The following is an 8,640-nucleotide window of genomic DNA, read 5'->3' as shown; positions in this document are numbered from 1 at the left end:
CTGAGACGGGAAGGGACGCACGCGCACGGCTCGATGGAAGGAGCCCTGTCCTCGCGCTGGCCTCAGATCAAGGGAAAGCCCATGGGGGCGGATCGATCGCCGCATTGCTGCCCCATAAGGGAGTTGCAAAGGGCTTCGACCTATTAGCTGCGGCGTCAAAATGCCCCCGCCCCGGGAGTGCTTATCTATTTTTAGCTTCCACGCGTTTTTACTGAGCGAACAGATACCTCAAATTTCAGCTTCCTCTTGCTCGGAGGAATATAGACCTTCTGGTAGAAGAGCGGTTTATCGCGGTGGCTATAGGCTAAAATCTCCCAGTGCAACGAGAGGCCTTCCGGCGCGATTTCAATGAGCGAACTGATCTGCTTCGGCGTGCTTGCCGTCCAAACCCGATACGTGAATCGCGTGGGTGGAAGGTGCAATGTTGTAAACATCGTACGATAAAGTTCCGGACCTTCAAGTTGCCGTATAGGAATATCGAGAAGACCATAGAAATCAGAATCGCGTGCATAGAGCTCTGCGTAAGTAACAAACTCAAAATTCACACTCGTTATGCGCCTTACCCTCACAAATTTCCCATCATGATCCAAAAATTTCTTCCAAGGTCCATTTTTTGAGGTCAATGTCAGATCAATAACCTTCGTGTACAGGGGGAGCGGGGACTCTTCATCTTCAAGAAAAAAAAAGTTGACGATCTCGTTCGGCTCCGGGCTGAACGATGCCGCGTAGGTGCCGCTTCCGTGTCGGCGCACGACGAGATTATCCTGCTCCAGCATGCGTAGCGCCCGCTGCACGGTCCCGAGGCTAACGCCCTCAGCCTCGGCGATATCTTCTTCGGTTGGAAGCCGGTCGCCGGGTAGCCATTCACCGGCTTGTAGGCGAGATGCAAGTTTCTCGTAGATTATTCGGTACTTGAGAGCTTTATCCTTGTTCCTATTCGTCAATAGATTTGTGGTCACGGTTTGCCTTCTCATATATTATCTTCGCGATCGGGACGGCCCGACTTCTCTGGGCAGCGGCAACACTGTTAGCCGGCCGGCGCTCCCCCGTTCCACATTCTAGTATGCCCCGCCAACTCCTACAAATAAATATGGCAAAGTGCGGCCTTGCCGCACAGCGTACACGCCGGGCGGGGTATAGCCGCGCGGCTTTACCTTTGGCATATTTCCAGGACGGAGAGCCTTGTAACAGTTCAGAAGCCAGGTCGTCGCGCCGGCGCTGCCTTCCCCATGCCTGAGCCGTGCGGCATGCCTGCGGATTGATGCGTGCCATGATCGGCGCTACAAGGAGAAGCGAGCGTGGCCCCGCCCTCTCGCGTGGAACGATGCCGATATGGGGAGCCGAGTATGCTCTTGCGCCAGCTTTTCGCTGTCTTCGCCGCCCTGTGGCTCTCGACGCCCGCCCATGCCGACGCGGCGGCGGAGATCAGGCAGCGGCTGGAGCAGTGGACCCTGGATTTCAACGCCGGCAGGAAGGCGGAAGCGTGCGATCTGTTCTCGAAGTCGCTGCTCTCCGACTTCCGGGGCCAGGGCGAGGCGGGATACGAGGAACGCTGCGCCATCATCTCCCGCGCCCTCGACGATGCGAGCCGGAAACTCCACTACGCGATGGACATTCGGGAGATCATCGTCGAAGGCTCTCTCGCCATCGTCCGGCTGACCTGGACCCTGACCGTGTCGCCCCGCGACGCCGTCAGCGTCGAACCCGGCCTTGACGTCTTCCGCAAGGAGGACGACGGCCAATGGCGCATCATCCGCTACATGGCCTATACCGAGGATTGAGCCGACGCCGCGTCGGCCGGCGCCCGCCGGAAGCGCCCCCAGCCGATGCGACGCCTTGGCTCTTGATATGCCGCTAGGCGTCGATTAAAAGAAGTATGACAGATACCGCTTTTAAGCTGGAGAAGTCCGATGTCGCCCATCGCCCGTTCACAACCGGTCACTGCGCGCGTCTTCGGCGGCAGGCGGCATGTTTTCGGGGACGCGGCGTTCGCTTTCGTCGCGATCCTGTGGCTGGGCTTCCTGCTCGGCGTATCCTTTCTCGCCACGCCGGCGAAATTCCTGGCCCCTTCGCTCGATCTGCCCACGGCGCTCGACGTCGGACGCGTCACCTTCGCCCTGTTCTCGAAAACCGAGTGGCTTCTGTGCGCCGGCCTCGTCGTCATCGCGCTGCTGTCGCCGGGTCCCGGGGGCCGGCGGATCGCGGTGGGGGGCCTTGCCGCGTTGCTCGCCGCGCAGACATTCTGGCTGCTGCCGGTTCTGGACGCGCGCGTCGTCCGGATCATTGCCGGCGGGGCGGTCGCGGCGACGAACCACCATCTTATCTATGTCGCCGCGGATTCGGCAAAGGCGCTGCTTCTGCTCGCGCTATCGGTCGGAGCGCTGCGCACGCTCTGCGCGCCCCGGGCGGCCGTGGAATGAGGAACAGGGACATGCCGGCAGCCATGCGCAAATCCGCCATCGTGCGGGATGCCTCGGGCGCCTTCACGGTCGATGCGGACATGCTCGCCGAGCGCCTCGGCCGGTCGCCGCGCGAGCTGCGCGACCTGATGCGCCGCGGTCTCGTCGCCAGCCGCGTCGAGCGCGGCGAGGGGGACGACCGGGGCAGATGGCGCCTGTCCGTGCGCTGCGGCAACCGCCGCTGGCGGGCGATCATCGAGGCCGACGGCACGATCGCGGATCAGCACGTCGACTTCGTCCCGCTGCGGAAGGGGCCGGCCGCCGCGCCCTCCGGAGGATGAGCGGCCACGCCATGCACCTCACCGTTCCCGACCCCATAGACCCGGCCATCGAGGCCATAGCCCGGCATGCCTACGACCGGTGCCACCGGCCGGACGACAGCTTTGCGGATCTCAAGCAGCGCGTCCGCTTCTCGAAGGACGATCGGGGCCGGCTGCTGCAGTGGCTCGACTACGGGCGGGCGGTGCTGTCGCGCCGTGACGGCGGACAGGCGGAGTGGAGCAGGGCGAGCGGCGGCTGAGGCTGCCTCACTCAACAATTGTGCAGCCCGCTCTATCGCCCGCCTCCCGCGTGCTCACGCAGGTAATCGGCAAGAACCACCGCCTGATTGTGCTCGGTGTCGTGAGCCGCATAGAGCAAGGTCAGCGGCCCGAGCGCGAGGAATTCACGCAGCCGCTGCACGGCCTCTCCATTCGCATCGAGCTCCGCCCGATAGCGCCGGGAGAATTCGTCCCACCGCGCCGGATCGTGGCCGAACCACCGCCGCAGCTCCGGGCTCGGGGCGACATCCTTCAGCCAGAGCGTCAGCCGGGCGCCCTCCTTGCGGATGCCGCGGGGCCAGAGGCGATCGACGAGCACGCGGGCGCCGTCGTCCTCCGCCGGGGGATCGTATATGCGCTTCAGCCGGATATCGAGAGCAGAGCGGGACATGGCCGCGACCCCTCCATCTGCGGGCGTCGCCGCCCTTCGTTGTCAGGAGCACCCGGTGGTGCTGCCGCAGGTATCGCAGCGCAGGCAGGTGCCGTTGCGCACCAGGGTGAAGTTGCCGCATTCGGTGCAGGCCTCGCCCTCGTAGCCTTTGAGGCGCGCTTCCTTGCGCCGCTCGTCCGCCTCCGCATAGAGGCCCGGATGCGCGCCGGAAGCGGCGGCTACGGGGCGCTCTACTTCCTGCACCGCGGAGCCCGCGTGCCCGCCATTGCCGTGGCCGTTGCCGCGCAGGAAGCCGCGCGAGGCGGGAATGAGGGTCGGATGATCGCTGCCCTCGCCCAGCGCGTCATGACGGATGTCCGCCGGGTTCACGTGGGCGAGGTCATAGCGTCCGAGATAGGAGATCGCCAGCTCGCGAAAGACGTAGTCGAGAATGGAAGTGGCGTTCTTGATCGACTCGTTGCCCTGCACGAAGCCGGCGGGCTCGAAACGGGTGAACGTGAACGCCTCGACGTACTCCTCCAGCGGCACGCCGTATTGCAGGCCGAGCGAGATGGAGATGGCGAAATTGTTCATCATCGCCCGGAAGGCGGCGCCCTCCTTGTGCATGTCGAGAAAGATCTCGCCGAGCCTGCCGTCGGGATACTCGCCGGTGCGCAGATAGACCTTGTGGCCGCCGATCGTCGCCTTCTGGGTGTAGCCGAGGCGGCGGTTCGGCAGCTTTTCGCGGTTGCGGGCCACGATCCGCTCGACGATGCGCTCGGTGACGACGGTCGTACGCGCGGCATCGGGGCCGGCAACGAGCTCCTCGGCGTCCTCCACCTCGTCGGCTATCAGCGCGGCGCTGAGCGGCTGCGACAGCTTGGAGCCGTCGCGGTAGAGGGCGTTCGCCTTGAGGCCGAGGTTCCACGATTGCTGGTAGGCGCGCTTGCAGTCCTCCACCGTGGCGTCATTGGGCATGTTGATCGTCTTCGAGATCGCGCCCGAGACGAACGGCTGCGCCGCCGCCATCATCCGGATATGGCTGTCGACGGAGAGGAAACGCTTACCGATGCGCCCGCACGGATTGGCGCAATCGAACACGGCATAGTGCTCCGGCCGCAGATGCGGCGCGCCCTCCAGCGTCATCGCGCCGCACACGTGAATGTTCGCTGCCTCGATGTCGGCGCGCGAGAAGCCGAGGGACGGCAGCAGCTCGAACGACGGATCGTCGAGCCGCGCCGGGTCGACCTTGAGGGTGCCGGTGAGGAAATCCGCGCCCAGCGTCCACTTGTTGAAGGCGAACTTGATGTCAAAGGCCGAGGGCAGCGCCGCCTCCAGCGCGGCGAGCGCATCGTTGGAGAAGCCCCGTGCCTTCAGCTCGTCGTGGCTGATGGCCGGCGAGCTCGCCAGCGTGCCGTGCCCCACGGCGTAGGTCTCGATGTCGGCGATCTGCGCCTGCGTGTAGCCCAGCTTCCTCAGCGCGTGCGGCACAGACTGGTTGATGATCTTGAAATAGCCGCCGCCGGCGAGCTTCTTGAACTTTACCAGCGCGAAATCCGGCTCGATGCCGGTGGTGTCGCAATCCATGACGAGCCCGATGGTGCCCGTGGGCGCGATGCAGGTGACCTGCGCATTGCGAAAACCGTTCTTCTCGCCGAGCGCCAGCGCCCTGTCCCACGCCTGCTTCGCCAGCGCGGAAAGGGCGGGGTCGGGGATATTGGCGTGATCGAGCGGCAGCGGCGGCTTGCCGATTTTTTCGTACCCGTCTTCGGCGCCATGCGCCGCGCGCCGGTGGTTGCGGATGACGCGCAGCATGTCGGCGGCGTTCTCGGCATAGCCCGGAAAGGCCCCGAGCTCGCCCGCGATCTCGCCCGAGGTCTCGTAGGCGGTGCCCGTCATGACGGCGGTAAACGCGCCGCACAGGGCGCGGCCGGCGTCCGAGTCGTAGGGCAGGCCGAGCGTCATCAGCAGCCCGCCGATATTGGCGTAGCCGAGGCCCAGCGTGCGGAAGCGGTACGACAGCTCGGCGATCTCGCGCGAGGGGAACTGCGCCATCAGCACCGAGATTTCCAGCACCAGCGTCCACAGCCGGCAGGCGTGGACATAGCCCGCGTGGTCGAAGGTCTCCGTCTCGCGGTCGAAGAAGCGCAGCAGGTTGATCGAGGCGAGGTTGCAGGCGGTGTTGTCGAGGAACATGTATTCCGAACAGGGGTTCGAACCCCTGATCTCGCCCGATTGCGGGCAGGTGTGCCAGTCGTTCATGGTGGTGCGGAAGTGCAGCCCCGGATCGGCCGAGGCCCAGGCCGCATAGCCGATGCGCTCCCACAGGTCGCGCGCGCGGATGGCTTTGACCACCTTGCCGTCGGTGCGCCGCGTCAGCGGCCACTCGCCGTCCGCCGCCACCGCCTCCAGGAACTCGTTGCGCAGGGAGACGGAATTGTTCGAGTTCTGGCCGGAGACCGTCAGATACGCTTCCGAATCCCAGTCCGTGTCATAGGTGTCGAACGCCACCTCGGCGAAGCCCTGATCGGCGAGCTGCAGGATGCGCTTGATGTAGGCGTCCGGCACCAGTGCCCTGCGCGCGGCGCGCACCGCCTGCCGCAGCGCGGCGTTCTTCTGCGGATCGGTCACCCGCTCGCCGTCCATGTTGCTTGCGTCGATGAGCGCCTGCAGGTGTCCCGCGACCGTCTTCGACCCCGTGACGAGGGCCGCGACTTTCTGCTCCTCCTTGATCTTCCAGTCGATGAACGCCTCGATATCGGGATGGTCGGCGTCGAGGATGACCATCTTGGCGGCCCGGCGCGTGGTGCCGCCGGACTTGATGGCGCCGGCCGCCCGGTCGCCGATCTTGAGGAAGCTCAGGAGGCCCGACGACTTGCCGCCGCCCGACAGGGGCTCGCCCTCCGCCCTCAGGCCGGAGAAATTGGTGCCGGTGCCGGAGCCGTATTTGAACAGCCGCGCCTCGCGCACCCACAGGTCCATGATGCCGCCGTCGTTGACGAGATCGTCGTCGACGGACTGGATGAAGCACGCATGCGGCTGCGGATGCTCGTAGGCCGAGCCCGAGCGCACCAGTTCCCCGGTGCGGAAATCGACATAGTAATGGCCCTGCCCCGGCCCGTCGATGCCATAGGCCCAGTGCAGGCCGGTGTTGAACCATTGCGGCGAATTGGGCGCCACCATCTGCCGCGCCAGCATGAAGCGCAGCTCGCCATGAAAGGCGGCGGCGTCCGCCTCGGACGAGAAATAGCCGCCCTTCCAGCCCCAGTAGGTCCAGCAGCCGGCGAGCCGGTCGAACACCTGCCTGGAGGAGGTCTCGCCGCCGGAGCGCTCGTCTTCCGGCAATCGCGCCAGCGCCTCCTCGTCGGCGACGGAGCGCCACAGGAAGGCGGGTACGCCCTCCTCCGGCACGCGCGTCAGCCGGGCGGGCACACCGGCCTTGCGGAAATATTTCTGCGCGATGATGTCGGTCGCGACCTGGCTCCAGTCGCTCGGCACGTCGATGCGGGCGAGCCTGAACACCACGGAGCCGTCCGGGTTGCGGATCTCGCTCGATGCCTCGCGAAAGGCGATGGCCTCATAGGGAGAGGCGCCCGCCGTGGTGAAATGGCGATGGAACTGCATGGCGACCGTCCTGTTCTTGCGTCGCGCCTTCCGTCGGATACGGTGGCGAAGCGGGTACCCTCATCCCGCAATGTCCGACTCACCTGCCCATAATATATATGGTGGTCTTTCCGCCCGGTGCGACAATCGGGCACCCCGACGTGTTCCGCACATGATCCTTCCCCTGCTCGGGGAGACCCGCGACACGCCTCAATCCACCGCCAGCGGCGTGCGGCGGACGCGCCAGAGCATCGGCGCGTATTCGAGGCAGAACAGGCCGAACGCCGCGATCCATAGCAGGCCCGCGAGCGCGATCGACAAGCCGTGGAGATCCGGCGACAGGTCCGCCCCCGTCCGGACGAGGGCAGCGGCGACCAGCGCGGCATACGACAGGACAGTCGTCCGCGACGCCGTCAGCGCCCGGCCCGTATGCCCGCGGCTGACGCGGGGCATCATGGCGAGCATCATGCACCCCAGCGCGCCGACCGTCAGGATGTGCAGCACGGACACCGCGCCGAGCACCCCGAGCGCCCCGGCGGCGATCCCGGCGAACCCGAGCGGCACGAAGGCATAGGAGACGTGCAGGACGAACAGCAGCTTTTCCGGAAAGGTCGCGAGCCCCCGCCAGCGGGCGAGGCGGACCGCATGCAGCGCGGCGGCGGCAGCAGCGGGAACGGCCGTTCCCGGATGGTCCGGCACCACGACCCAGAACGCCAGCGCGGCGACGCCGGCCAGGATCGCGGCGACGTCGAAATTGTTGTAGGGCACGGGAAAGACCGTCTGCCCCGCCCGGTTCAGCCAGTTGCGGGTGAAGCTCGGCAGGATGCGGCCGCCGATGATCATGATCAGCACCATATAGCCGCCGATCGCCAGCCGGCTCGCAGGGCCGGTGTAATCGCCGGCAACGACCGCGGCGTGGAACAGCCCGTTGGCGACCAGCAGCGCCAGCAGCGGGGCGAGGATCTTGAGGTCCCGCCACTTGCGCCCGGCGACGATCTCCCGCGCGCAGACCGCCGTCAGGGCGGCGAGAAACAGGGTATCGGCGAGAGCCGCCGGAACGAGACCGACGATATCGGGCGCGAGCATGGCGGCGCGGCCCGCGACCCACAGGCCGAAGAGCCACACCAGCGGCCAGCCGGATACCGGCAGCCGTCCGGTCCAGTTCGGCACGGCGGTGAGCAGGAACCCGGCCAGCACGGCGACGGCGAAGCCGAACAGCATCTCATGCGCGTGCCAGAATACCGCGCCATAGCTGCCGCCGGGCTCCCAGCCCCAGCGCAACGCGCCGATCCACAACAGCATCGACGCGACGGCCCAGACGCCGGCGCCGAGAAAGAACGGCCGGAAACCATAGGAGAAGATGACCGGCCCCGCAGTGGCGAGGCCGCGCGGGACCGGGCTGCGCCTCGCAGGTTCCTGCGGCGCGTCCTTAGGGCCCGCCCTGCCGGTCATCGCGCCGCCGGCAGGGTCGGCACGCAGGATGTCACCCATGCTCCGCCCTCATGCTGCTGCCTCCCACCGCCGCCGGCATTCCCGCCGGCGCGGATATCTATTGCATCTTGCATCGCTCCACACGCTCCCGGGACTGCATTCATCACAGCCCCGGCGGAACCGGCCTCACAAACCGAGTTCGGCCAGCGACGCATCAAGCCGCTCGCGCGACTTCTTT

The 8,640-nt window shown here is 66.2% G+C and carries 8 protein-coding genes; 4 read left to right on the top strand and 4 right to left on the bottom strand.

The genetic code is table 11. The annotated features are described in order from the left end of the window. Positions 1-191: 191 nt before the first annotated feature. On the bottom strand, positions 192-959 hold the full coding sequence (locus ACUSIJ_RS29235) for a GntR family transcriptional regulator (protein ID WP_449311938.1): 768 nt from the start codon (positions 957-959) through the stop codon (positions 192-194). A gap of 387 nt (positions 960-1,346) precedes the next feature. On the opposite strand from ACUSIJ_RS29235, the gene ACUSIJ_RS29230 reads away from it, so the two are divergent. The 4 genes from ACUSIJ_RS29230 (at position 1,347) to ACUSIJ_RS29215 (ending at position 2,979) form a co-directional block, all read left to right on the top strand. Continuing rightward, complete coding sequence (locus ACUSIJ_RS29230) at positions 1,347-1,781, top strand: YybH family protein (RefSeq protein ID WP_449311937.1); 435 nt, start codon at positions 1,347-1,349, stop codon at positions 1,779-1,781. 129 nt (positions 1,782-1,910) lie between these two features. Then, on the top strand, positions 1,911-2,420 hold the full coding sequence (locus tag ACUSIJ_RS29225) for a hypothetical protein (RefSeq protein ID WP_449311936.1): 510 nt from the start codon (positions 1,911-1,913) through the stop codon (positions 2,418-2,420). Positions 2,421-2,431: 11 nt separating this feature from the next. After that, the gene (locus ACUSIJ_RS29220; RefSeq protein WP_449311935.1) at positions 2,432-2,740 is read left to right on the top strand and encodes a DUF6522 family protein; all 309 of its coding nucleotides are present in this window, start codon (positions 2,432-2,434) and stop codon (positions 2,738-2,740) included. Between the two features lie 11 nt (positions 2,741-2,751). Beyond that, positions 2,752-2,979: a hypothetical protein gene (locus ACUSIJ_RS29215; RefSeq protein ID WP_449311934.1), complete on the top strand. Its 228-nt coding sequence runs from the start codon at positions 2,752-2,754 to the stop codon at positions 2,977-2,979. A gap of 32 nt (positions 2,980-3,011) precedes the next feature. Here the strand turns inward: ACUSIJ_RS29215 and ACUSIJ_RS29210 are convergent, their stop codons facing one another. The 3 genes from ACUSIJ_RS29210 to ACUSIJ_RS29200 all read right to left on the bottom strand — a co-directional run bounded on the left by ACUSIJ_RS29210 (position 3,012) and on the right by ACUSIJ_RS29200 (position 8,423). Beyond that, the gene (locus ACUSIJ_RS29210; RefSeq protein WP_449311933.1) at positions 3,012-3,389 is read right to left on the bottom strand and encodes a DUF488 domain-containing protein; all 378 of its coding nucleotides are present in this window, start codon (positions 3,387-3,389) and stop codon (positions 3,012-3,014) included. A 42-nt stretch (positions 3,390-3,431) separates the two neighbouring features. Next, on the bottom strand, positions 3,432-6,992 hold the full coding sequence (locus tag ACUSIJ_RS29205; RefSeq protein ID WP_449311932.1) for a vitamin B12-dependent ribonucleotide reductase: 3,561 nt from the start codon (positions 6,990-6,992) through the stop codon (positions 3,432-3,434). A gap of 189 nt (positions 6,993-7,181) precedes the next feature. Continuing rightward, the gene (locus ACUSIJ_RS29200; RefSeq protein WP_449311939.1) at positions 7,182-8,423 is read right to left on the bottom strand and encodes an NnrS family protein; all 1,242 of its coding nucleotides are present in this window, start codon (positions 8,421-8,423) and stop codon (positions 7,182-7,184) included. Positions 8,424-8,640: the final 217 nt, after the last annotated feature.

Source organism: Pseudochelatococcus sp. B33, assembly GCF_053570585.1.
The sequence above is the reverse complement of the archived record's forward strand: the minus strand, read 5'-3'. Positions and strand labels throughout refer to the sequence as shown.

What these genes read in the sequence shown, in the direction of transcription:
- ACUSIJ_RS29205 (WP_449311932.1), bottom strand. Translation starts at nt 6,992, where the DNA reads ATGCAGTTCCATCGCCATTTCACCACGGCGGGCGCCTCTCCCTATGAG.
- ACUSIJ_RS29230 (WP_449311937.1), top strand. Translation starts at nt 1,347, where the DNA reads ATGCTCTTGCGCCAGCTTTTCGCTGTCTTCGCCGCCCTGTGGCTCTCG.
- ACUSIJ_RS29220 (WP_449311935.1), top strand. Translation starts at nt 2,432, where the DNA reads ATGCCGGCAGCCATGCGCAAATCCGCCATCGTGCGGGATGCCTCGGGC.
- ACUSIJ_RS29200 (WP_449311939.1), bottom strand. Translation starts at nt 8,423, where the DNA reads ATGACCGGCAGGGCGGGCCCTAAGGACGCGCCGCAGGAACCTGCGAGG.
- ACUSIJ_RS29225 (WP_449311936.1), top strand. Translation starts at nt 1,911, where the DNA reads ATGTCGCCCATCGCCCGTTCACAACCGGTCACTGCGCGCGTCTTCGGC.
- ACUSIJ_RS29210 (WP_449311933.1), bottom strand. Translation starts at nt 3,389, where the DNA reads ATGTCCCGCTCTGCTCTCGATATCCGGCTGAAGCGCATATACGATCCC.
- ACUSIJ_RS29215 (WP_449311934.1), top strand. Translation starts at nt 2,752, where the DNA reads ATGCACCTCACCGTTCCCGACCCCATAGACCCGGCCATCGAGGCCATA.